This window comes from Photorhabdus aegyptia, assembly GCF_000612035.1.
In the GTDB taxonomy this organism is placed as follows: Bacteria; Pseudomonadota; Gammaproteobacteria; order Enterobacterales; family Enterobacteriaceae; genus Photorhabdus; species Photorhabdus akhurstii.
This window is the reverse complement of the sequence record NZ_JFGV01000016.1, coordinates 23183-45474: the sequence shown is the minus strand read 5'-3', so window position 1 is coordinate 45474 and position 22292 is coordinate 23183. Positions and strand designations below refer to the sequence as shown.

The 22292-nt window shown below is 44.1% G+C and carries 19 protein-coding genes; 2 read left to right on the top strand and 17 right to left on the bottom strand.

All coding sequences use genetic code 11. The features are described 5' to 3' along the window. Positions 1–37 precede the first annotated feature (37 nt). The 16 genes from ftsQ to ilvI form a co-directional block, all read right to left on the bottom strand. Positions 38–844 carry a cell division protein FtsQ gene (gene ftsQ / locus BA1DRAFT_RS07150; protein WP_036777495.1) on the bottom strand — a complete coding sequence of 269 codons (807 nt, stop codon included), beginning with the start codon at positions 842–844 and terminating at the stop codon, positions 38–40. Between the two features lies 1 nt (position 845). Further along, positions 846–1766 carry a D-alanine--D-alanine ligase gene (locus BA1DRAFT_RS07145; RefSeq protein ID WP_036777493.1) on the bottom strand — a complete coding sequence of 307 codons (921 nt, stop codon included), beginning with the start codon at positions 1764–1766 and terminating at the stop codon, positions 846–848. Continuing rightward, positions 1759–3234 carry a UDP-N-acetylmuramate--L-alanine ligase gene (gene murC, locus BA1DRAFT_RS07140; protein WP_036777543.1) on the bottom strand — a complete coding sequence of 492 codons (1476 nt, stop codon included), beginning with the start codon at positions 3232–3234 and terminating at the stop codon, positions 1759–1761. The genes BA1DRAFT_RS07145 and murC overlap by 8 nt, the downstream gene beginning before the upstream one ends. 55 nt (positions 3235–3289) lie before the next feature. Beyond that, on the bottom strand, positions 3290–4357 hold the full coding sequence (gene murG / locus BA1DRAFT_RS07135; RefSeq protein WP_036777492.1) for an undecaprenyldiphospho-muramoylpentapeptide beta-N-acetylglucosaminyltransferase: 1068 nt from the start codon (positions 4355–4357) through the stop codon (positions 3290–3292). Then, entirely contained in the window at positions 4354–5547 is a 1194-nt protein-coding gene (gene ftsW / locus BA1DRAFT_RS07130; RefSeq protein WP_036777490.1) for a cell division protein FtsW, read from the bottom strand. Before ftsW ends, murG begins: the two co-directional genes overlap by 4 nt. After that, a complete protein-coding gene (gene murD, locus BA1DRAFT_RS07125) occupies positions 5547–6857 on the bottom strand; it encodes a UDP-N-acetylmuramoyl-L-alanine--D-glutamate ligase (RefSeq protein WP_036777489.1) in 1311 nt (436 codons plus the stop codon). Before murD ends, ftsW begins: the two co-directional genes overlap by 1 nt. A 2-nt stretch (positions 6858–6859) precedes the next feature. After that, complete coding sequence (mraY, locus tag BA1DRAFT_RS07120; protein WP_036777487.1) at positions 6860–7942, bottom strand: phospho-N-acetylmuramoyl-pentapeptide-transferase; 1083 nt, start codon at positions 7940–7942, stop codon at positions 6860–6862. Continuing rightward, positions 7936–9315, bottom strand: coding sequence for a UDP-N-acetylmuramoyl-tripeptide--D-alanyl-D-alanine ligase (gene murF / locus BA1DRAFT_RS07115; protein WP_036777486.1), 1380 nt, complete (start codon positions 9313–9315; stop codon positions 7936–7938). Before murF ends, mraY begins: the two co-directional genes overlap by 7 nt. Then, a complete protein-coding gene (gene murE, locus BA1DRAFT_RS07110; protein WP_036777484.1) occupies positions 9312–10799 on the bottom strand; it encodes a UDP-N-acetylmuramoyl-L-alanyl-D-glutamate--2,6-diaminopimelate ligase in 1488 nt (495 codons plus the stop codon). The genes murF and murE overlap by 4 nt, the downstream gene beginning before the upstream one ends. Next, a complete protein-coding gene (locus tag BA1DRAFT_RS07105; protein WP_036777483.1) occupies positions 10786–12552 on the bottom strand; it encodes a peptidoglycan glycosyltransferase FtsI in 1767 nt (588 codons plus the stop codon). Before BA1DRAFT_RS07105 ends, murE begins: the two co-directional genes overlap by 14 nt. A 27-nt stretch (positions 12553–12579) precedes the next feature. Beyond that, positions 12580–12900, bottom strand: coding sequence for a cell division protein FtsL (gene ftsL, locus BA1DRAFT_RS07100; protein WP_036777482.1), 321 nt, complete (start codon positions 12898–12900; stop codon positions 12580–12582). After that, positions 12897–13841 carry a 16S rRNA (cytosine(1402)-N(4))-methyltransferase RsmH gene (gene rsmH / locus BA1DRAFT_RS07095; RefSeq protein WP_036777481.1) on the bottom strand — a complete coding sequence of 315 codons (945 nt, stop codon included), beginning with the start codon at positions 13839–13841 and terminating at the stop codon, positions 12897–12899. Before rsmH ends, ftsL begins: the two co-directional genes overlap by 4 nt. Before the next feature lie 2 nt (positions 13842–13843). Next, positions 13844–14302 (bottom strand): division/cell wall cluster transcriptional repressor MraZ, encoded by a 459-nt coding sequence (mraZ, locus tag BA1DRAFT_RS07090; RefSeq protein WP_036777480.1) that lies wholly within the window; start codon positions 14300–14302, stop codon positions 13844–13846. Between the two features lie 633 nt (positions 14303–14935). Continuing rightward, positions 14936–15943, bottom strand: a complete 1008-nt coding sequence (gene cra / locus BA1DRAFT_RS07085) for a catabolite repressor/activator (protein WP_036777478.1) — start codon at positions 15941–15943, stop codon at positions 14936–14938. A gap of 86 nt (positions 15944–16029) precedes the next feature. Further along, complete coding sequence (gene ilvN / locus BA1DRAFT_RS07080; protein WP_036777477.1) at positions 16030–16521, bottom strand: acetolactate synthase small subunit; 492 nt, start codon at positions 16519–16521, stop codon at positions 16030–16032. Between the two features lie 2 nt (positions 16522–16523). After that, complete coding sequence (gene ilvI, locus BA1DRAFT_RS07075) at positions 16524–18251, bottom strand: acetolactate synthase 3 large subunit (protein WP_036777476.1); 1728 nt, start codon at positions 18249–18251, stop codon at positions 16524–16526. Positions 18252–19473: 1222 nt separating this feature from the next. Between ilvI and BA1DRAFT_RS07065 the strand changes: the two genes are divergently transcribed. Both BA1DRAFT_RS07065 and BA1DRAFT_RS07060 read left to right on the top strand, forming a co-directional pair. After that, positions 19474–20739 (top strand): hypothetical protein, encoded by a 1266-nt coding sequence (locus tag BA1DRAFT_RS07065; protein ID WP_051560688.1) that lies wholly within the window; start codon positions 19474–19476, stop codon positions 20737–20739. A gap of 9 nt (positions 20740–20748) precedes the next feature. Further along, positions 20749–21375 (top strand): tetratricopeptide repeat protein, encoded by a 627-nt coding sequence (locus BA1DRAFT_RS07060; protein WP_036777474.1) that lies wholly within the window; start codon positions 20749–20751, stop codon positions 21373–21375. Between the two features lie 153 nt (positions 21376–21528). On the opposite strand, the gene BA1DRAFT_RS07055 is transcribed toward BA1DRAFT_RS07060, so the two are convergent. After that, positions 21529–22095 carry an RBBP9/YdeN family alpha/beta hydrolase gene (locus BA1DRAFT_RS07055; protein WP_036777472.1) on the bottom strand — a complete coding sequence of 189 codons (567 nt, stop codon included), beginning with the start codon at positions 22093–22095 and terminating at the stop codon, positions 21529–21531. Between the last annotated feature and the right edge of the window lie 197 nt (positions 22096–22292).

Genomic DNA, 22292 nt, shown 5'->3' with positions numbered 1-22292 from the left:
GTTCTGCCTGCCTCATATAATTATTGCCAGTAATTGTTTATTGCCCTTTGGCCGGAGCATTAGGATCACCAATAGGTAAAGGCGCCCAACCTACCGCTGCGCCACTGTCATAACGCAAATCCACGTAATCTACCCTTTTCTCTGTGTTCTGCTGTAACAGCGGATAAAGCTCGATAAAACGTTTAATACGGCCTGTTGTATCCATTCTTCCCAGCTTTAGCTGGACACCATTATCCAGCGTCAGTTGCCAAGAACGACGCGCCGTCATTGCCGCCGCTTTTAATTTCAGTTTATTGGCAGCGAGAAGTTTAGCCATAGCTCGGTAACCATCAAGTACTTCTTTTTCATTGCCTTGTGGGCCATAAAGCATCGGGAAATACCCTTTAACTTCCCATTCAGCCGGAATGCTGAATACCTGACCTTCGGCGTCCAGCATCTGCGTATCATTCCAGCGCACATAAGGGACATATTCTACCAGATGAATTCTCAGTTCATCAGGCCACTGTTTACGAACAGTGACTTGCCTTATCCACGGCATCCGTTCAATTTGTTGCTGAATGATATTCACATCCTGCGTCATGAAAGTTCCCGGTTGCCCTAATGACAAAATTGCCTGCCGGATATCATCGTTGGTAGTGTAGTGACGCTCACCCGTTACCACCAATTTTGAAATAGGCAATCTGTTCGCATCTTTCATCCAGTTAAGGACGGCCCAACCTCCCCAAATAATGGTCCCAATTACCATCAGGAAGAAGATAAGCCCTGCCAGGTAAGAGCCGTTACTAGGACGAGAACTGCTATTTTCATTATCCCGTCCCCTTACTTTCAGGGCCGCTTGAGACATATCAATCAGCCAACTCCAAAATCTTTGCCACCAACTGTGAAAAACTTAATCCAGCCTGACGCGCAGCCATCGGCACCAAGCTGTGGCTGGTCATCCCTGGCGATGTATTCACCTCCAACAGATAAAAACCACCATCACTATCCATCATGATATCTACCCGTCCCCAACCACTACATCCTACTGATTGATAAGCTTTCAGCGCCATTTCCACCAATTGCTGCTCTTTTTCATCACTTAAGCCGCTTGGACAAAAATACTGTGTTTCTTCAGACAGATATTTTGCATCATAATCATAAAAAACAGCAGCGGGTTGAATACGAATAGAAGGTAAAGCTGCATCGCCAAGGATAGCTACCGTGTATTCCGGGCCGTACAACCACTTTTCTATCAGTAAATCAACGTCATAACGAAACGCTGCCTCTAATGCGCCACGCAACTCCGAAATCTCATTAACCTTAGTCATACCAACACTGGAACCTTCCAGACTTGGCTTAACAATTAATGGCAGACCTAAATCTGCTACATATTCTTGGAGTTGAAAATCCGTCAATCGTTCAAATTGCTGAGAATTCATTGAAACATATGGCGAAACAGTCAATCCAATCCCTTGCCATAACTGTTTTGTGCGCAATTTGTCCATTGACAATGCAGAGGCCATCACGCCACTACCGGTATAGGGTAACTGCAAAAATTCTAATACACCTTGCAAAGTACCATCTTCCCCACCGCGCCCATGAAGCGCGATAAAGACTTTCTCAAATCCGGCCTCTTTAAGTTGAGTCACAGGAAAATCTTTTGTATCAACTGGATGAGCATCAATACCTGCTTCTCTCAATCCAGCCAACACGGCTTGCCCCGATAACAGCGAAACTTCACGTTCAGCGGAAGTTCCCCCCAACAGTACCGCGACTTTCTCAGCCATTGTGTTTTTCCTCATTCAAAGATGGCTGTAATTTTGTTTCAGCCAGATTACGCGCTATTTTGCCTATATTGCCGGCCCCTTGAACCAGAATTAAATCATTACCATCCAGCACCTGTGCCAATGCAGCGGTCACCTTTGCCGGATCAGATACCAAAATCGGATCTAACTTACCGCGGCTACGGATAGTACGGCACAACGAACGACTATCTGCCCCTGGAATAACCGCTTCACCCGCAGAGTAAACGTCCAACATCAGCAATACATCTACCTGATTCAATACATTGGCAAAGTCATCGTACAAATCACGGGTTCGGGTATAACGATGAGGTTGGAATATCATCACAATACGTTTATCCGGCCAGCCAGCACGGGCGGCTTTAATGGTTGCATCCACTTCCGTTGGATGGTGGCCATAATCATCAACCAACATTGCACTGCCATCTTTGCCGTTAACACGTTCCAGAGAAAAATCGCCCAAAAAATCAAAACGGCGCCCAGTTCCCTGAAAACCTGCCAACGCAGCCAAAATATCACTGCCAGAAATCCCTTCTTCAGTCGCAACAGCCACTGCCGCCGCGGCATTCAGCGCATTATGACGACCAGGCGCATTCAATACGACTTTCAGATCCGCCATATCTTGGCGACTGACAGTAAAATATCCCTGAGCGCCTTTTTGCTCATAATGGGTAATACGCACATCTGCTTCTTCACTAAAACCATACGTCGTGATATAGCGCCCCACACGAGGAATTAACTCTTTGACAACCGGATCATCAATGCACATAACTGCACGCCCATAGAACGGTAAGTTGTGCAAGAAGTTAATAAACGTCTGTTTCAGGTTTTCGAAGTCACCATGATAGGTATCCATATGGTCTGCTTCGATATTCGTAATGACCGCCACCATCGGCTGCAAATGCAAGAAGGAGGCATCACTTTCGTCAGCTTCCGCAATTAAATAACGGCTACTGCCAAGACGAGCATGTGTTCCCGCGGCTTTAACCAAACCACCATTCACAAAAGTGGGATCTAAGCCAGCCTGTGCATAGATGCTAGAAATCATCGCCGTTGTGGTTGTTTTACCGTGAGTCCCGGCAATAGCAATACCATGACGATAGCGCATGAGTTCCGCCAACATCTCCGCTCTGCGAATAACCGGAATTCGGGCCTCACGAGCCGCAACAATTTCCGGGTTATCCGCCTGAATTGCGCTTGAAGCCACAACCACACTGGCGTCCAGTATATTTTCAGGGCGATGGTTAAAATAAATCTGAGCGCCCAACTTAGTCAGTTGCCGAGTTACCGGGTTTGGCGCCAAATCAGATCCACTAATCTGATAACCTTCATTAGCCAACACTTCGGCGATCCCCCCCATGCCAGCACCACCAATGCCAACAAAGTGGATGTGCCTGACTTTTCTCATCTCAGGCACGAAAGCTCTTAATTTCGCCAGTTGTTGTGTATTCACGTTTTCTTCTTCACTATGTATGTTTGCTTCACCGCCCCTTTTAAGGCGGTCTAAATCATTTTTTTGCCGCATCGATTAATGCCGCCGATACTCGCTCAGTTGCATCAACAATTGCTGCTGAACGGGCTTTTTCCGCCATTTCCAACAATTGTGGCCGTTGCCACTGAGTTAATAATTCGATTACTGCATCAACCGTAAATTGTGGTTGCTCCAGTATTTTTGCCGCACCAACCTTTTCTAGAGGTAGCGCATTCCAGTATTGCTGACGATCTTTATGCTGAAATGGCACAAAAATCCCAGGTAATCCCGCAGCAGACACTTCACTAACCGTCAACGCGCCAGAGCGACAAATCACCACATCAGCCCAGGCATAAGCTTGTGCCATATCGTCAATAAATTCAGTAATCTTATGTTCGCATTTAACTGAATTGTTATAGGCATGCTGAACACTTTCTTTAGCCCCTTTGCCTGTCTGATGCCAAAGAGTAATTTTATCACCCATACCGGCGGCAATTTCAGGCATTGCCTGGTTAAGAATTCTCGCCCCCTGACTGCCACCAACAACCAGAACCCGAATCGGACCTTCACGCCCTGCCAAACGTTGTTTAGGTACAGGCAGTGCCAACACATCTTCGCGAACAGGGTTGCCCACAACGGGGGCTTTTGGAAATGCACCGGGAAATGCTTGTAAAACGGTCGTAGCAATTTTAGCCAACCACCGGTTTGTCAGCCCGGCAATACCATTCTGTTCATGCAACACAACCGGAACACCACACATCCACGCAGCAATACCGCCGGGACCAGAAACATATCCCCCCATGCCAAGCACGACATCTGGCTGATAGCGACGTAGAATCGCCTTTGCCTGACGGATTGCTTTGAAAATTCGGACCGGGGCAGCTAGCAATGCTTTGATCCCTTTACCTCGCAGACCAGAAATCTGAATAAATTCAATGTCAATGCCATGTTTCGGTACTAAATCGGCTTCCATCCGATCCGCGGTTCCCAACCAGAGAACGTCCCAGCCCTGGTCTTTTAAATGATGAGCTACAGCCAGCCCTGGAAAGACATGTCCTCCGGTTCCACCTGCCATCACCATCAAACGCCGGGTTTTATCACTCATCGGGGACTCCTTACAAACGCCTGAGCTTTTGCCAAGCGTGTTTCAAAATCAATTCTTAATAGCAATACGATAGCTGTAGACATAATCAGCAAACTTGAACCACCGTAACTAATCAAAGGCAAAGTCAACCCTTTAGTCGGTAACATACCTGCGGCGGCCCCAACGTTAACCAGAGCCTGGAAACTAAACCAAATACCCACCGAACAAGCTAGAAAACCCGAAAAACGCTGATCCATCTGTAATGCGCGACGACCTATCGTCATTGCGCGAAAAGCGACGAAGAATATCATTAACAACACCAAAACCACACCTACGTAACCTAATTCTTCTGCCAAAACAGAGAAAATAAAGTCAGTATGCGCTTCCGGCAGGTATTCCAGTTTCTGTACTGAATTTCCCAGTCCTTGCCCTAAAAATTCGCCACGGCCAAAAGCCATCAAAGACTGCGTTAATTGATAACCTTTGCCGTATGGATCTTCCCAAGGGTCCAGAAAGGAAGTTACACGGCGTATACGGTAAGGTTCAGCAATGATTAACAGAACCACCGCGAATACCCCTGAGCCAATAATCGCGAGAAACTGCCATAACTTCGCCCCGGCCAGAAATAGCATCGCCAACGTTGTTACAAACAGTACAACCACCGTTCCCAAGTCAGGTTGAGCCAGAAGCAACACCGCTAACACGACCATCACGCCCATTGGCTTACAAAATCCCCAAAAGTTATTCCGCACTTCCTCTACTTTGCGCACCAAATAACTGGCGAGATAGCAAAATAGAGAAAGTTTCGATAACTCAGCCGGTTGAATTCTCAAAGGCCCAATGGCAATCCAACGCGATGCTCCATTGACTGAATTTCCCACTACCAGAACAACCAGCAACAAAATAACGGAAATAAGCAGCATCAGATTGCTATAACGTTGCCAAAAAACCATCGGGATACGCAGTGTGATCAATGACAACCCGAAAGCCAGCAAGAGATAAGTCGCATCACGCTTAGCAAACAGAAACGGATCTTCTGCAAGACGCTGCCCAACCGGCATCGATGCTGATGTCACCATAACAAAGCCGATAATTCCCAATCCGAGTGTCAGCCAAACCAGTGTGCGATCATACAACACCATATTGGCGGCATCAGTTTCACGGCCACCAACAACCCAGTCTTTTAATCTACTGAATCCCGGAATAGACATCAGCCCAACTCCTCTGCCAAACGGGTAAACTCATGACCACGCTGTTCAAAATTACGGAACTGATCAAGACTTGCACAAGCAGGAGATAACAGCACCATGTCACCCGCCACCAGCCGCGGAGCAATATCACGCATCGCCTGCTCCATAGTTTCAGTTAATGTCGCTATTTCCGGGTGTAGTTGCGCCAGTCGTTTCCCATCCCGACCAAAGCAATAAAGCCGAATTTTATCCCCACAAAGGAGAGGCTTGAGCGGAGAAAAGTCTGCTGACTTACCATCACCACCTAACAGTAAATACAGCGTACCCTCCGGGTTCAGACCATCGAGCGCCGCCACCGTACTGCCAACATTGGTCGCTTTAGAATCGTTAATCCAACGCACCCCGTTGTTCAGATGAACAAGTTGGAAACGATGGTCAAGCCCTGGATAAACCGTCAATGTCGCCAAACTGGCTTCACGAGGAATACCAACCGCATCAGCTAAAGCCAATGCAACCAACCCATTGACGTAGTTATGTCGTCCAGTCAGCTTAATTTCATTTGTCGCCAGCAGTGATTGGTTGTGAACTTTCAAATAGGCATTTTCACTATCAAGTTGGTAGTCGCCACAATCGACACCAAAGCTGACACAACGGCTGTCCATACCCGTTTCAGGCAGTGTCAGGGGATCTTGAGCATTCACAATGCATCTCTTCGCCTGACGATAAATCCTCAATTTAGCCGCTCGGTACTGAGATACCCCCTGAGGATAACGATCCATATGATCCTCAGTCACATTAAGCACAGCGGCAGCGGTTGCGTTCAGGCCATATGTGGTTTCCAACTGGAAACTGGAAAGTTCTAAGACATAAAGCTGACAAGATTTCTCCAACAATTCTAATGCAGGCAGGCCAATATTACCGCCAACCCCCACCTGCCAATTAGCCGCTTTCGCCATTTCACCGACAAGACTGGTAACGGTACTTTTACCATTAGAGCCAGTAATGGCGACTATCGGAGCTGTTGCTTCACGGCAAAACAACTCGATATCGCCAACAATTTCGATACCTGCATTAGCCGCAACCTGCAATTCCGCCGTTGCCAAAGCAACGCCTGGGCTTACAACAATCAAGTCAGCATCCATCAACCAACCCGTATTCAGGCTTCCACTGTGACAATCAACACCATCGGGCAGCTTATCCTTGCCGGGTGGCGCCGCACGCGTATCCATCACTCGCGGGATCACACCTCGCGCCATAAAAAAGTCAACACAGGAGAGACCTGTCAGCCCCAACCCGACAATGACGACTTTTTTACCCAAATAATCTGCCATGATTAACGCACCTTCAATGTTGCCAGGCCAATCAGCACTAGCATCAGAGAAATAATCCAAAAACGCACAATAACACGCGGTTCTGGCCAGCCTTTCAATTCATAGTGATGGTGAATAGGCGCCATACGGAAAATACGCTGCCCGCGCAGTTTAAAAGAACCCACCTGTAAAATAACTGACAGGGTTTCTACCACAAACACACCGCCCATAATCACCAGTAGAAACTCCTGGCGTAGCAACACAGCAATCGTCCCCAATGCGCCACCTAATGCCAAAGAACCCACATCACCCATGAAAACTTGCGCCGGATAAGTGTTGAACCACAAGAAGCCTAGCCCGGCGCCAACAATCGCAGTACAGACGATAACCAGTTCGCCAGCATGGCTCAGATAAGGGATATGCAGATAGTTAGCAAAATTGACGTTACCTGTCGCCCATGCCACCAAAGCAAAACCCGCCGCGACAAAAACGGTTGGCATAATTGCCAAACCATCCAATCCGTCCGTCAGATTCACTGCGTTACTGGTTCCGACAATCACAAAGTAGGTCAACAGAATGTAAAGTACGCCCAGTTGCGGCATCACATCTTTAAAGAATGGCACGACCAATTGCGTTGCAGGAGTATCTTTACCGACGCTGTACATGGCAAACGCCACCCCTAATGCCAAGACGGACTGCCAAAAATACTTCCAGCGGGCAATTAACCCTTTAGTATCTTTGCGCACGACTTTGCGGTAATCATCCACAAAACCAACAATGCCGTAACCAATCAGCACAATCAGCACGCACCAAACATAGGGGTTATTCAAACGCACCCACAACAGTGTAGAAATCGTAATTGAAAGTAAGATCAGCAAACCGCCCATTGTCGGCGTACCACGTTTGCTAAAGTGAGATTCCGGCCCATCGTTGCGAACAACCTGCCCAATTTGTAATTTTTGCAGGAAGGCTATCATGCGCGGCCCCATCCACAATGCGATAGCCAAAGCAGTCAGCAGGCTGACGATAGCCCTAAACGTCAAGTAAGAAAAGACGTTAAAGCCGGTGTGATATTTGACCAAATATTCGGCCAGCCAAACTAACATGTGAAGCTCTCCTGTAATGCGTGGACAATATCTTCCATTGTGGTATTGCGCGAACCTTTAACTAACACTGAAATGACCTTGTGTTGTTGTAATAGCGGAACCAATGTTGCGATCAATGCGGCTTTATCCGCAAAATGCTGACCACAACCGCTTGCCTCACTAACATGAATACTTAATTTGCCGACACTGAACACACTATCGATACCGCAAGAAGCTGCGGTTTTACCAATCTGACGATGGTAATCTTCTGACTGTTCACCCAATGCTCCTATATCGCCGACTACCAGCACTCGATAACCCGGCATCTGTGATAACACCTGGACCGCAACAGTCATTGAACCAACATTGGCGTTATACGTGTCATCAAGCAGCAATTTTCCTTCTGCCAGATTGATTGGAAACAACCGCCCCGGTACCGCTTTCAGCTCCAACAAGCCCAGACGAATATCTCGTAAAGTCGCGCCAACAGAGATTGCCAACGCACTTGCCGCTAACGCATTAGCGACATTGTGTTTCCCAGGCAACGGCAAATTGATTTCTGTACTACCAATAGGCGTGTGCAGACAAAAATCTGTCGTCAGTTGTTTAACCTGAATATCCGTAGCGTAAAAATCAGCATCTGATGCTTGTTGCATGGAAAAACGCTGTACTGTTTTGTCGCCAATAACCTGTTGCCAGTGAGTCCAGTCACTGCTTTCCAGATTGATAATCGCCGTACCTTTTTCTGGCAGGCCGGTAAAAATCTCGCCCTTAGCTTTTGCAATACTCGCAAGAGAACCAAAATCCGCTAAGTGCGCAGCAAACAGGTTATTGACTAATGCCGTTTCTGGCCGGACCATTTCTACGGTATAGGCAATTTCACCGACATGGCTTGCACCTAATTCAACCACAGCAAACTCATGTTGTTCCGTCAATCTGAACAATGTCAGCGGTACGCCGATATCATTATTCAGGTTACCCGCGGTATAGAGCGTGTTGCCACACTGACGCAAAATCGCCGCAGTCATCTCTTTCACCGATGTTTTACCGGACGACCCCGTTAACGCAACAACACGCGCATTACTCTGCTGGCGAACCCAACCCGCTAATTTACCCATTGCTAAACGCGTATCTTTAACCACGACCTGTGGAAAGTTAACATCCAACACACGGCTGACAAGCAAAGCATCGGCACCAGCTTTTACTGCATCAGCAAAAAAATCATGCGCATCAAAGCGCTCACCTTTCAAGGCAATAAACAGGCTGCCATTGCCAGCCCGACGGCTGTCAGTAGTCACATCACTGATACAAATATTTGCTGCCTGCTGTTCAGTCACCTGATTCAATACGCCATTCGTGATTTGTGCCAGTTGTTGCAAAGTGAGGGAAATCATGCAATCACCCCCAATAACCGAGCAACAGTTAACCGATCCGAATAATCCAAGCGACGATGGCCGACCAATTGATAATCTTCATGGCCTTTACCCGCTATCAATACAACATCATCTGCTTTTGCCTGCATAATAGCGCTAGTTACCGCTTCAACACGTCCATGAATCGCTATCGCTCTCCCCGGGTCAAGAAAACCCGTCAGAATGTCAGCAACAATTGCCTGTGGTTCTTCATTGCGCGGATTATCATCAGTCACAATCACACAATCGGCCCACTGTTCCGCAACGCCTCCCATCAATGGGCGTTTACCTTTATCACGATCACCACCACAGCCAAAAACACACCAAAGCTTACCTTGACAATGCAAACGTGCAGCCATCAAAGCTTTTTCCAGCGCGTCAGGTGTGTGAGCATAATCAACAACGACAACGGGTTTGCCCGGCGCAGTGAATACTTCCATTCGTCCACAGACAGGTTCCAGGCAAGAAGCTGTTTCAAGCAGTTTTTCCAACGGATAATCCAGAGCTAATAGGGTGGAAAGCGCCAACAACAGATTGCTGACATTAAATGCCCCCATTAAAGAACTATCAATTGTACCGCCACCCCAGCTAGACTCGAAGGTGATAGATACCCCTTTATCGTGATACTTTATTTCACGCGCCGCCAACCAACGGCCCTGCCAATTTTCCGGCAGACGGTTTTCCATCGTTACAGCAACCGCTTGTGGTAAATGGGATAACCATTTCAATCCAATCTCATCATCAGCATTAATAATTTGTTGCTTCACATTATGAGTGGAAAATAGCAGCCATTTAGCGGCTTCGTAGTGTTCCATATCACCGTGATAATCAAGATGGTCACGGCTCAAATTGGTAAACACTGCCGCCTCAAACGGCAACGCAACCACACGCCCCTGAACCAGTCCATGAGAAGAGACTTCCATTGCCGCAAAAGTCGCCCCTTGCCGAACAAGTTGTTGCAAATCCAGTTGGATATCAACAGCCGAGCCTGTGGTATTTTCACTTGGCGCCACATGCCCCAGTAAACCATTGCCAACAGTTCCCATCACGGCACTGGTTTCCCCTAACCCGTGACTCCACTGCGCAAGTAATTGAGTAGTGGTTGTTTTACCATTGGTTCCGGTTACACCAATCAAGTGCAATTTATCACCAGGGTGACAATAAAACTCACCAGCTAACTGTGACAACTTATTATTCAAATCGTTCACATAAACAACCGGAATACCATGCATAATTTGTACGGTTCCGTTATCAGCCTCGCCCTGGGCTTCTGCAATAACCGCCGCAACCCCTTGTGCGATGGCTTGAGGAATGTAGTGTCGACCATCTGTCTGGTGCCCTTTAATAGCAACAAACAGATCTCCGGCAGACGATTTACGGCTGTCCAATGTCATTTCGCGTAACTCACGCACTGGGGTGTCAATACCCAACGGCGCGAGTAAATCGCGTAGATTACGATCTGCCACCTGTATCCTCTTTCTTATTAATCACAAATTCGTTTTTATCACCTGCCGCCAAAGCATCCGGCTCCACATTCATGATGCGTAGAACGCCCCCCATAATGGCGCCAAATACCGGCGCAGAAACCACACCACCGTAATACTTACCTGTCTGTGGATCATTAATGACCACAACCAGTGCAAATCTTGGGTTACTTGCCGGGGCAACACCTGCGGCGTAAGAGATATATCGATTAGCGTATTTGCCATCCGGCCCGACTTTCTTAGCTGTACCCGTCTTGATTGCAATCCGATAACCTTTTATCGCCGCCCGCACTCCACCACCGCCAGGCAGAGCCACACTCTCCATCATATGAACGACTGTTCGCATGATAGGCTCAGGAAATACTCTTGTGCCGGGCACAGGTGGATCAACTTTGGTAATTGACAGAGGACGATAAATACCCAAGCTACCAATCGTTGCATAGACCCGCGCTAACTGTAATGGTGTTACCATCAGCCCATAACCGTAAGAAAAGGTCGCTCTATCAAGATCTGACCACCGTTGTTTTCCTGTTGGATATAAGCCACTACTTTCTCCAACCAACCCCAGATTGGTCGCCTTTCCTAACCCAAAACGTGAATAAACATCCACCAATTCTGTTGCAGGCATGGCTAACGCTAGCTTAGAGACACCGACGTTACTCGATTTCTGTAAAATACCAGTGATAGATAATTCTGGATAACGGGATACATCCCTAATTTCCTTACCGCTTATCCTATAAGGTACGGTATTAATAACCGTATTTTCTTTGATGATACCATCATTCAACGCAGCCATTACCACCATCGGCTTAACAGTGGAACCTGGCTCGAAAATATCGGTGATAGCACGGTTGCGCATCGCGTCTTTTGGTGTATTGACGAGATTATTTGGGTTATAAGACGGGCTGTTTGCCATTGCCAGCACTTCTCCGGTATTAACATCTACCAATACCGCTGTACCGGATTCTGCTTTGTTAAAGGCCACCGCATTGGTTAATTCGCGGTAAACTAGCGCCTGTAAGCGTTCATCGATACTCAATACCAGATTGTGGGCCGCCAGACTATCAACAGATGAGATATCTTCAATGACACGACCAAAGCGATCTTTACGTACAGTTCGTTCACCCGGTTGACCCGTCAGCCAACGATCAAAACTTTTTTCTATACCTTCAATACCCTGACCATCAACGTTGGTCACGCCAATAATATGTGCCGTTACTTGACCTGCCGGATAATAACGCCGGGATTCCTGACGCAAATAAATCCCCGGCAATTTCAGTTTATGAATGTAATCGCCAACCGATGGATTAACCTGACGCGCTAAATAAACAAAACGGCCTTTCGGATTAGCACTAACTTTGTCGGTAAGTTGCTCAAGAGGTAAATTAATGGCATCAGATAAAGCTTTCCAGCGGGTATCATCCGTAATTCCCCCTTTTTCAAATACCTCTTTCGGATCTGCCCAAACTGCATTGACTGGAACGCTGACAGCCAGAGGCCGCCCCATACGGTCACTGATCATACCGCGAGCGGTAGGGATTGATTGCACGCGCAGAGAACGTAAATCACCCTCTTTAACCAGTTGATCCGGGTTAATGACCTGCAAATAAGTCACCCTCAGCAATAAACCAATTAAAGCCACGGCAATCCCCCCGCACAACAAAGCAAAACGCCAGCTAACAAAACTGGCTTTATCTTCTTGCCGTTTTAATTTCACGGAGCGTGCTGCTTTCATCGCTTACCTTTTAATAATTAAATTAACTCACTGTGAAACAACAATGTTTTCCTGAGCAGGATTAACATGCTGCATATGCATTTTTTCAACAGCTATCCGCTCAACTCGACTGTGATCACCTAAGGCATTTTCTTCGAGGATCAGATTGCGCCACTCGATATCTAATGCATCTCGTTCCACGACCAAATGTTCTCTTTCAGCCGTCAATAAGCGGGTTTCATGTGCAATGGTTACAACGACTATGGCCGAAACCAATACAGCGACTAGAAGAATCAACGGTATTTTGGCATTCTTGAGTAAATCGTTGCCGATAATACTGGTTAATCCGTGACGTTCACCTGCCATTATTCACTAACTTTTTCAGCAAAACGCAAAACAGAACTGCGAGCCCGTGGATTATCAGCCACTTCTTCCTCTGAAGGTTTCATCTTGCCAATCGATTTCAAGCTACGCCCACCTTGCGCTTTCAGTTGCTCTTCTGTTAATGGCAATCCTGCCGGTACTTGTGGCCCTCGACTATTCTGACGAATAAATCGTTTAACAATACGATCTTCCAGCGAATGGAAACTGATAACTGAAAGTCTCCCCTGTGGCGCAAGCACTTGTAATGCCCCTTCCAGCGCCTGCTCAATCTCTTCCAGCTCACTATTAATATAAATCCTAATCGCCTGGAAGCTCCTGGTTGCTGGATGCTTATGTTTCTCTTTTACTGGGCTAGCCTGAGCAATTAAATCGGCTAGCGCTTTTGTTCGGGTAATGGGATCTTCCTGATTGCGTGCCACAATTGCTCTGGCAATACGTTTGGCGAAACGCTCTTCACCAAATGTTTTCAATACCCAGGCAATATCATCTGCTGTTGCATACATCAGCCATTCTGCCGCTGATTGCCCGCGAGTCGGGTCCATCCGCATATCTAGCGGCCCATCACGCATAAAAGAAAAACCGCGTTCTGGATCATCCAACTGAGGCGAAGAAACACCTAAATCCAGCAATACACCATCAATTTTGCCAATCAGTCCGGCATTTTCTATATAGTGAGCCAATTTAGAAAATGGCCCATGTACAATTGAAAAACGCGGATCTGTGATCGCTTTTGCCACTTCAATCGCCTGCGGATCTCGATCAATTGCAATTAAACGACCTGCCGTTCCCAATTGCGACAAAATCAGACGTGAATGCCCACCACGACCAAACGTGCCGTCAATATAGATTCCATTTTCACGAATATTCAGTCCGTTGACTGCTTCATCCAGCAATACGCTGGTATGTTTAAAATGACTATTTGCCATATTTATAGTGATAATTCCTGTAGCCGTACTGATAAAGGTTCCTGTGTGGATTGCTCAGCCGCAATGTCATCCTTAACCTGTTGATACCAAGCCTGCTCATCCCACAGTTCAAATTTGTTAAACTGACCAACCAGCATAACCTCTTTGACTAGCCCTGCATGCTGGCGCAATGTACCGGCTAGCAAAAGACGTCCTGCACTATCCATCTGACATTCACTGGCATGACCTAAAAGCAAACGTTGCACCCGACGCTCCGCCGGATTCATGCTGGATAAGCGAGAAAGTTTTTCTTCAATAATTTCCCATTCAGATAATGTATAGAGCAACAGGCACGGCTGATGAAGGTCGATGGTACAAACCATTTGCCCTTGCGACTCCTCATTTAGCATAGCCCGGTATCGGGTAGGCACGGTGAGCCGCCCCTTACTATCGAGATTAATCTGCGTTGCTCCACGAAACATACTCAGGTCGCCCCTGGTGATCAAGAATTACCACTTTATCCCACTAATCCCCACAATAAGGAGTTTACGGATGGGACGAAAACCTTGTCAAGCCAGAGCCGATGCGCTTTAGCTATATTTGATGGCAGGATTTTGGCTGTTGGGAGGCATAATTATTAAATTTAGCAATATCAATAATAATTAACACCATGATAATTCTGAATAATTTTACAAGCACAAGGAGAGTAAATGTTTACGATAAAATAATAAAAAAATAGTTGTGTGATTAATTTATTTACATAATTTACATTTCATTACTATTTAACCACCGTGCAGCAATGTTTATCATTCTATTTGATGAACTCAACACTCAAACTAACTAGCAGCAAAAAACCACAAGATAAATATTATTAAAATCAATTTAATATATAAAAGAGGGTAAAAAAACGGGGGTAAATAGACAAATCCCAAACTCAAATAAGCGCTGTTCCATGCGCTTCTTCCTACTGAATAATTTATGTATGAACGAAATTGCTATTTGCTCGCGCTGAAACACCCAACGTAAGGATTGCTTGAAAGTTGCCTTTACACACTTCTTTTATGACAAATCCGACAACCAAAACCCCTCATCAGAAAATTAATGAGGGGTTTTTATCATATTTTTCGACTCAGGCTTCCTCGACGACATAAGTCGCGATGTATCCGTGTGATACCTGGCCCTGGCTTCTGCTTTTCATCCAGACTCGCTAACACCAGTTCCAATACCCGTTCAGCAATTTCACGATGACGCTGCGCTACAGAGAGCACTGGACATTCAAGGAAATCCAATAATTCATGATCACCAAAAGTCGCGATAACCAATTGATTTGGTAAACGGCCGCTGTGTTTAAGGGTAACATCCATGACCCCTTGCAACAGGGCAAAAGAGGTGGTGAACAACGCTTGCGGCATTGGATGAGTTTCTAACCATTTGGAGTACACTTCAGCAGCCGCATCACGCTCATAGCTGTTTGAGTAAAGATACATCACTTTACGAGGATCATCTTTCCATGCTTCACGGAACCCCTGTTCACGCAGGAAACTGACTGATAATTCAGGTAATGCGCCGAGATAAAGCACAGATTCAGCCGGAAATTGACGAAATTCTTGCGCCAACATCTTTGCATCTTCAAAATCATCACCCACTACGCTGATAAAGTGTTCATTTTCAAGCGCCCGATCGAGAGCAATAATAGGCAAAGAACGATTTGCCCAGCGTTGATAAAAAGGATGCTCCGGCGGTAATGCGGTAGAAACAATAATTGCATCCACCTGACGTTGCAACAGGTGTTCAACACAGCGCATTTCATTATCAGGTTGGTCTTCCGAACAGGCTATCAATAACTGATAGCCACGTTGACGAGCCTGACGTTCCAAATAATTAGCAATACGGGTATAGCTGGTATTTTCTAAATCTGGAATAACCAAACCAATAGAACGGGTACGTCCTGCACGGAGACCGGCTGCCACAGCATTAGGATGGTAATTATGCTCTCTAACCACTGCCATCACTTTTTCTACCGTTTTATCACTGACACGGTATTGCTTGGCTTTACCATTAATTACATAACTGGCCGTTGTGCGTGAAACACCTGCAAGGCGGGCGATTTCATCCAGTTTCACATTAACTCCTTATAGACCCCAGAAAGGCCCTACTTTATCGCAGAGCCTGATAAATGTATGCATATTGCCCCGCAGTTTGCGATTTTTCATCGCATAATTTTATCCCCGCGAGATACGCCGACAATACCTGAACGAGCAACTTCAACAATTTCAGCAACATCTCGAACAGCATCGAGAAATGCATCCAATTTATCGCTGGTTCCTACCAATTGCACAGTATATAAGGTCGAAGTCACATCAATGATCTGCCCACGGAAGATGTCAGTGCTGCGTTTGATCTCTTCACGTCCATATCCGCTGGCCTGTAATTTAACTAACATGATTTCACGCTCTACGTGAGAACCCGACACCAATTCGCTGACTCGTAACACATCCACCAACTTGTGCAACTGTTTTTCAATCTGTTCAAGTACCCTTGCATCGCCTTTAGTCTGAATTGTCATTCGCGATAATGTCGGATCATCAGTTGGAGCGACTGTTAAACTTTCAATGTTGTAGCCACGTTGGGAAAACAGACCAACAACCCGGGACAAAGCCCCTGATTCGTTTTCAAGTAATACAGATAAAATCCGGCGCATAATCAGGTTCTCTCCGTTTTGCTTAACCACATCTCATCCATTGCTCCTCCACGGATCTGCATAGGATATACATGTTCAGTTTCATCCACTGTGACATCAACAAATACCAGCCGCTGATTTTCAGTCACTTCTTTCAGGGCCTCCGCCAATTTACTTTCCAATTCATCATAACGTTGGATAGAAATGCCAATATGACCATAAGCCTCAGCCAATTTGACAAAATCAGGTAAGGATTCCATATAAGATTGAGAGTGACGACCGGCATAAATCATGTCTTGCCACTGTCTTATCATCCCCAGGAAACGGTTATTCAAATTCAGAACTAGTATCGGCAGCCCATATTGCAATGCGGTAGACAGCTCCTGAATATTCATCTGAATACTGCCATCCCCGGTAACACAAACTACCGTCGCTTCCGGTTTCACCAGTTTAACGCCCAAAGCCGCCGGTAAACCAAATCCCATCGTTCCCAAACCACCGGAACTGATCCAACGCCTTGGTTTATCAAATGGGTAATGCAATGCAACAAACATCTGATGCTGTCCAACATCGGAAGTGACATAAGCTTCCCCCTTCGTCAGACGATAGAGAACTTCAATAGCAGCTTGTGGTTTAATTTTTTCACCACTGCGATCAAAACTGAGACATTTACGGCTGCGCCATTGCTGAATAGATAACCACCAATCTTTTAGCGCATCGGGATCTTGTGTGTCTTCCACTGTCTCCAGCAACGCCAGCATTTGCCCAAGCACCTGTTTAGCATCACCAACAATAGGTACATCTGCGGAAACCGTTTTCGAAATTGATGTCGGATCAATATCAATATGTAATACCGTTGCTCCCGGGCAATACTTTTCCAGATTATTGGTAGTACGATCATCAAAACGTACACCGACAGCAAAAATGACATCTGAATTATGGATTGCTTTGTTAGCTTCGAATGTACCATGCATACCGAGCATGCCCAGGCTTTGCGGATGAGTTGCAGGGAAACTGCCTAATCCCATCAGGGAGCTAACAACAGGGATATTGAATTTTTCTGCCAATACCAATAATTCTGCTGAACAATCTGCGTTAATCGCCCCCCCGCCTACATATATGACCGGTTTTTTCGCATTCAATAGTTTTCTTAATGCCCGCTTAATCTGCCCTTTGTGTCCTTGAATCGTTGGACTATAAGAACGCATACTGATCTGATCAGGATAAATATAGGGTAATTTTACTGCCGGATTTACCGTATCTTTCGGTAAATCAATCACTACAGGTCCCGGACGGCCACTGGAGGCTAGATAGAAGGCTTTTTTCAGTACCTTCGGAATATCCTCTGCTTTTTTCACTAAAAAACTATGTTTTACGATCGGACGGGATATCCCTACCATGTCACATTCCTGAAATGCATCATTGCCAATCAGGGAACTGGCGACTTGACCGGACAATACAACCATCGGAATTGAATCCATATAAGCTGTAGCAATACCGGTAATGGCATTGGTTGCTCCAGGACCGGAGGTGATCAATACCACACCAACCTTCCCGGTAGAACGGGCATAGCCATCAGCCATATGAACTGCCCCCTGCTCATGACGTACCAAGATATGCTCAATACCCCCAACCGTATGCAGGGCATCATAAATATCCAGTACTGCCCCTCCCGGATAACCGAATATATGCTCAACGCCCTGATCAATTAACGATCGGACGACCATTTCAGCTCCTGATAACATCTCCATAGGTTTTCCTCCAGGCTCTGTTTGCAAGTTAATAAATCGGAAGTGACTTCCACTTTTATTTTAGTAAGACGAATAGCCTCTCAGCGATATATTGATGCTGAGTTAATTAACATAACGCTAGAAACAGGCGTTAGCAATGTGAGTAAAGGCAGAATAGCAATTTTATGACAATTCCAAATGTCTCCGGTAAGCGTTATCTTACTATCAAGAAGCTAAAAATAAGTAGAATATGAGCGGCTATACCTAAAAAGAACGACAACATATAGGTATTATCCAGTATATATACGATAAAAAACTAAAAAGCAGTTTTCAAAATCGTTTAAGTCACCGAAGTATGAAGCTGATAAAGGAAATGCCGACAAACGCCTCAGATAATTTGACCGTCATTTCCTCGTTTTTGGATAGCCATTGCAAATAATGCATTCGAGTAAAATCTTTTTACTCCATTTTAATTAGATAATATGATGGAAGCTATTATTTTTCCTGCCGTCCCAGCCTCAACTATTCAATATTTGCCCAGAGATTTTAATATATGATTTTTATACTCATATACGCAAATTAAATAATAAATAAAAGATCATCTCCCAAGAAAATGATTTAAGGCTGACTATTAAATGGTAATTTAAATTAATCAGATTATTTGGCCGCAATACAATCAAACCATATCATTAAAATTATTTACAAAAGGCAATAATGAGTTATGATATAGATAGTTCAATTTTAACTTCTAATATTAGATAAAACCCAGTGGTTACTTGCAACTAATAAGTTGGGTTTAAAGGCTATGGATTTAAAGACTAAAAGTATCAAAAAAGATTTTTTCCGCCTGCCTTATGTAGGGCTGTCTGGAATACAGATAAACAACATTTCATTTCGTGCCAAGGAAACCAAGTTGTGTCCCTCAATTCAATAATCGTCCTAAGAAATATAAACGGATACAACCTAATTTATTCGACTATCATTCAGTTAGATAAAAATCATCTGACTGTTAATGGTGAACAAATGATGCTAGTTGCCAATATGAACATAAAGGTAGAAACAAAAACTAACCGACTGAGAATTATTGACTATGTGCTCAGCCCGTTAAAAACCAAAACCGAAGAAAGCCTTTAGGAATGATAATGACTTCTCAATTCATTTTTTAAAACAAAAAGAACCAATTTAGTGACACTTTATCTGAAAGATAAGAATTATTTTTAAATCAATGAGGAAGAAACCACATATGCCTGATGAAACGCTACAACAACCTAAACATAAAACAATAGGAATATTTGAAAACTATCAAGAAATTATGCCCGACGATAAACTTTCATACTTTGAAAACACGCCATCTATAACCTTGCATGTAGCCCCCCAAGGTGCTCCTATAGCAGGAGAAAATGGAATCAATATGGGTAAATCACTTACGAGTCATGTTTTCTATACCATCAGAAATAACAACCCCAAAACTGGTAATTTTGAGTCCATTACCGCAGGATTAAGTCCGGGGGAAGATTGGGGTACCGTTAAAGACAATTTGTCGTTTAATGACCATATACGCTACCCTACCGCCTCATCACTAACAATGGTATCCCAAAACCTTCAATTCTTGATGGACCTTGATATGGTTTTTCAGAAAACTATTGATTACCGGGATGGAAAAACGCAACCACCATCCTATAATTTATTAACAAATAACTGTATTGATTTTGTAAAAGACACGTTTCACAGAGAGGGAGGACATGCTGGTTACTCTGGCATTACTCTAAACTTAGAGAAGACTCCTAATCAAGTACTCAATCAAATTTTCCCAAACCCGAAAAAAGTTACGAAAACTTACATAACACCATTAGTAATTGATTTAAATGGCGATGGCGTTCAAACAGTAACCAGTGAATTAGGAGTAGTATTTGATTTTGACGGTCAAGGGCATAAAGTCAATACAGGTTGGATCGATGCAAATGATAGCTTATTAGTCTGGGATAAAAACAATGACGGATTAATCAATAATGGCACCGAATTGTTTGGGGAAAATTCCCAACTGTCATCTGGAGTAAAAGCACAACATGGTTTTATGGCTTTAGCTGATATAGACAGCAATCAGGACGGTATTATTGATAACCAAGATGTAACTTGGAACACATTAAAAATCTGGCAGGATAGGAATTTAGACGGACTCAGTACCCCAGATGAACTTAACAGCCTTGAAGAAACCGATATTAAATCTATTCAACTAAACTATCAGGAGAGCGATTATTTTGATCTACAAGGTAATTACCACGGACTGACATCTACCGTCAACTGGTCAAATGGATATCAGACAGAGATCACGGATGTCTGGTTTAAACAGGAGCCAATATCTATACACGAAGCTGAACTAAGTAACGAATTACATAATCTAATTAATGCGATGGCCTGCTTTGTCAGCCAGCAAACAGAAGAAATTAACAACACTATCTCTGTCGGGATAACACCAATTCAACTTCTTACCGTCAACCCGATAGGATAAACTAGTAGAATGAAATATATACTTTTGCTGATAATCGTATTATTTACCAATGCATGTGCAGAACCGACGAAAACAAATATTCCTAGAACTGTATTTGATGGAATTAAATATACAGGTATGGTTAAGGAACTTCCACTAAAAGTACCGAGAACAGTTGAAGAGTTTCGGGAACTGGAAAAACAAGCTCAGAATGGTAGCGTTGATGCCTATTTTTTATTAGGAAAACTTTATACTGACAATTCATTAAAGGAATCAGAAAGGGATTACCAAAAAGCCATCGAGTATTATAGCAAGGCATTAAAGTTAGATAAAAACCATGCGGAATCTTTATATAATCTCGGCATAATTTATAGTTTTGGTTATGGAGTACAAGAAGATCAAATAAAAGCCAATGATCTGCTTCAAAGAGCTGGAGATTCTGGAATAATAAATGGGTATCAGATAATAGGAGTGAATTATTTACATGGTTTAGGGAATAGCCCACAAGATTTAGAAAAGGCATTTCATTATATTAAAATAAATGCTGAAAAGGGCACCGTGGAAAAAGAAATATCTCAAGAAATAATAAATAATTGGGATGAATTTTTAATTCTAATGAGATATAAACCCATCCCATCAGTAGAAAAAAGCAACTAAAAATACACTTATAATCCCGCTCTGTATTCAGAGCGGGTTATTTTACAGTAGGCAAATGATATTTTGAAAAATTATTTAAAACACACAAAATCTATCATAATTACATAAGACATGAAAAAACTGCCATATTAATTTATATAATAAAATTCCCATTTAAAACATTGAATTATTTTTTAATATCTTTTCTAGCTTAGGAAAAACAGTAAAACCGTCGCGATCTAAAAAGTGCCCGCCATCAGGGAAACCATATAATTCAGCATCGAGCTGCTGACTTAAATTTAATGTAAACTGTGGAGGTACAATCTCATCATTAAGCGATAATATTACTATTCGTTGGTTTATTTTGTGTATAAGAGGACGAAAATCCAAATACTCCTCAGTAAATATACTTAATTCGGGTAAAGTCGATAATTTTTCATAAAATCCTGCAATTAATACAATCCCGCCAATATTTACATTATCAGGTAAAGATGAAATATAACGGAGTGCGGCAATACAACCCAAGCTATGCCCAATAAAAAGCGTTTTTTCATTAGGATTAGGTACACTCTCCTGCAACTTTTCTTGCCATAAATGAGGTGAAGGAGCGTGAGATTCAGGCATTTCCGGCACTATTACCCGAACATTTGACCTTTCATATTGACTTTTAAGCCAAGGAAACCAATGATGATCAGGAGTCGCCATAAGGCCATGAACAATAACTATATTATCAAAATTCATCAATTCACCTCATTATACAAAATATGTCTTATTTACTATACATGCGCACCGCACAAGTACAAAATACTATTATTTCATTTTTATAACCATCTTTTTCATCATGACGTTTAAAGTCAGATAATTATACCTTGCCCTAACCTATTAAATAACAAGTGCTCTATTCCAAGCATAGAATGATACCCGTGAATATAATTTAT

Bases quoted from the DNA above. Each gene is read 5' to 3' on its own strand.
- murG (WP_036777492.1), bottom strand. From the start codon at position 4,357: ATGAGTGATAAAACCCGGCGTTTGATGGTGATGGCAGGTGGAACCGGA.
- mraZ (WP_036777480.1), bottom strand. From the start codon at position 14,302: ATGTTTCGTGGAGCAACGCAGATTAATCTCGATAGTAAGGGGCGGCTC.
- BA1DRAFT_RS07105 (WP_036777483.1), bottom strand. From the start codon at position 12,552: ATGAAAGCAGCACGCTCCGTGAAATTAAAACGGCAAGAAGATAAAGCC.
- murF (WP_036777486.1), bottom strand. From the start codon at position 9,315: ATGATTTCCCTCACTTTGCAACAACTGGCACAAATCACGAATGGCGTA.
- BA1DRAFT_RS07065 (WP_051560688.1), top strand. From the start codon at position 19,474: ATGCCTGATGAAACGCTACAACAACCTAAACATAAAACAATAGGAATA.
- rsmH (WP_036777481.1), bottom strand. From the start codon at position 13,841: ATGGCAAATAGTCATTTTAAACATACCAGCGTATTGCTGGATGAAGCA.
- ftsQ (WP_036777495.1), bottom strand. From the start codon at position 844: ATGTCTCAAGCGGCCCTGAAAGTAAGGGGACGGGATAATGAAAATAGC.
- ilvI (WP_036777476.1), bottom strand. From the start codon at position 18,251: ATGGAGATGTTATCAGGAGCTGAAATGGTCGTCCGATCGTTAATTGAT.
- ilvN (WP_036777477.1), bottom strand. From the start codon at position 16,521: ATGCGCCGGATTTTATCTGTATTACTTGAAAACGAATCAGGGGCTTTG.
- BA1DRAFT_RS07060 (WP_036777474.1), top strand. From the start codon at position 20,749: ATGAAATATATACTTTTGCTGATAATCGTATTATTTACCAATGCATGT.
- BA1DRAFT_RS07145 (WP_036777493.1), bottom strand. From the start codon at position 1,766: ATGGCTGAGAAAGTCGCGGTACTGTTGGGGGGAACTTCCGCTGAACGT.
- BA1DRAFT_RS07055 (WP_036777472.1), bottom strand. From the start codon at position 22,095: ATGAATTTTGATAATATAGTTATTGTTCATGGCCTTATGGCGACTCCT.
- mraY (WP_036777487.1), bottom strand. From the start codon at position 7,942: ATGTTAGTTTGGCTGGCCGAATATTTGGTCAAATATCACACCGGCTTT.
- ftsW (WP_036777490.1), bottom strand. From the start codon at position 5,547: ATGTCTATTCCGGGATTCAGTAGATTAAAAGACTGGGTTGTTGGTGGC.
- murD (WP_036777489.1), bottom strand. From the start codon at position 6,857: ATGGCAGATTATTTGGGTAAAAAAGTCGTCATTGTCGGGTTGGGGCTG.